Consider the following 2,339-nt stretch of genomic DNA (forward strand, 5'->3'; position numbering starts at 1 on the left):
ACCATAGCAAGCATTCAAAATCCTTCTGGAGGAACCATTCAATGGCAAAAAGCGGAAGATTGCTCGGCAGAAAACCCTACTTGGGTAAATATTGCGGGAGAAAACTCAGTAACTTTTAACCCTCCAGCCCTTTTGGTGAGCACTTGTTTCAGAAGGATGGCCTTTGATTCTTGCAATACAGTTTATTCAAATATTACGACTTTCACTATTAATCCTGACCCAAGTATAAGTATTGTAGCTAACTCAGATTCAGTTTGTTTTGGAAATACCCTCAATCTCACAAAAACTGTAATTGGCGGTGCAGGAACATGTGATATTCAATGGCAAATAAATAAAACAAGCTCTTCTCAAAGTTCTACAGCTTGGAAAAATATTTCTGTTTCAGATGCTTTAACTTTTAGTTTTGATAACCCTGGAAACGATAGCACTTTCCACTTTAGAGCAAGAGTAGACTGTGTCAATAGTTCTTGCAACATCGCCACATCCAATGTTGTTTCGGCTGTTTTTCATCCGCAATTGAGTATTTCGGTTCCTTTTACAGATTCTACAATTTGTACAGGTGCTTCATTAAGTATTTCAAGTTCAGGTTGTAAAGGCCAAATCCTTTGGTCTTCTGGAGAAACTTCTGCCCAAATAAATGTCGCTCCCATTGAAAATACCACTTACACTGTCACTTGCAAAAACTCTTGTGATGCTATTTCTAAAAGTGTGAATATTACGGTGGTTCCTGGAATTGATGCTCCAAATATTTCTACTTCAAAACTAAATTATTGCTTTGGAGAAACTATAACAATAGCCGCCACAAACTGTGTTGGTAATGTAATTTGGAGCAATGGAATGATAGGTGCAAATATTGAAATTTCGGCTAGTACAAATTTCAGCATTTCCGCAAAATGCCAAACAACAGAATGCCAATCACCACAAAGTCAGACGCTTAATATCAAAGTCTATCCAGTTTTGACACCTGGTTCAATTGCTGAAAATACTTCAACAAACTGTGCAGGTTTCAATCCTTTGACCATCGCAAGCATTCAAAATCCGTCAGGTGGAATGATTCAATGGCAAAAAGCGGAAGATTGCTCCGCGGCAAACCCTACATGGGTAAATATTTCTGGAGAAAATACTGCAACTTTCAATCCTCCTGCCCTATTGGTATCGACTTGTTACAGAAGGATGGCTTTTGATTCTTGCAATTCTGTATATTCAAATATTACGACTTTCAACATCAATCCAGATCCAAGTATTACCATTATGGCTGATACAGATTCGGTTTGTTTTGGAAATAATCTAAATCTCACAAAAACCGTAATAGGCGGTGCAGGAACATGTGATATTCAATGGCAAATCAATAAAGTCAGTTCTTCTCAAAGTTCTACAGCTTGGAAAAATATTTCTGTTTCAGACGCATTAGCTTTTAGTTTCGATAATCCTGGAAACGATAGCACTTTTCACTTTAGAGCAAGAGTTGATTGCATAATTAGTTCATGCAACATAGCTACTTCCAATGTAGTTTCGGCTGTTTTTCATCCGCAATTGAGTATTTCGGTGCCTTTTGCAGATTCCACCATTTGTGCTGGTGCGAATGTAAGTATTTTAATTTCAGGCTGTAAAGGAGAAATTCTTTGGTCTACAGGCCAAACTTCAGCTCAAATTAATGTTGCACCAACAGAAAATACTACTTATATAGTCTCTTGTAAAAACTCTTGTGACGCGGTTTCTAAAAGTGTGAATATTACAGTAGTTCCTGGAATTGAAGCTCCTAACATTTCTACTTCAAAATTGAATTATTGCTTTGGGGAAACCATTATTTTAACTACCTCAAACTGCTTGGGTGATATAATTTGGAGCAATGGAATGCAAGGTGCAAGTATTGAAATTACTGCAAATAATAATTTCAGTATTTCCGCAAAATGCCAAACTACAGAGTGCCAATCTCCACAAAGTCAGACGCTTAACATCAAAGTCTATTCTGTATTGACGCCTGGATCTATTGTTTCTAATACTTCAACAAACTGTGCGGGTTTCAATCCATTGACCATCGCAAGCGTTCAAAATCCGTCTGGTGGAACTATCCAATGGCAAAAAGCGGAAGATTGCTTGGCTGCAAACCCTGCATGGGTGAATATTTCTGGAGAAAACTCAGTAACTTTCAATCCTCCTGCTCTTTTGGTTTCGACTTGTTACAGAAGGATGGTATTTGATTCTTGCAATACTGTGTATTCAAATATCTCTACTTTCAACATCAACCCTGACCCAAGTATAAACATTGTGGCTGATACAGATTCGGTTTGTTTTGGAAATACTCTAAATCTCACAAAAACAGTAATTGGTGGTGAAGG

The 2,339-nt window shown here is 37.6% G+C and carries 1 protein-coding gene; it reads left to right on the top strand.

What is annotated here, in order from left to right:
* Window positions 1-2,339: hypothetical protein (locus EGI22_RS15200; RefSeq protein ID WP_255069307.1), on the top strand; the 2,339-nt coding region annotated here is incomplete at both ends.

It is taken from the genome of Lacihabitans sp. LS3-19 (genome assembly GCF_024343575.1).
Taxonomy (GTDB): Bacteria; Bacteroidota; Bacteroidia; order Cytophagales; family Spirosomataceae; genus Leadbetterella.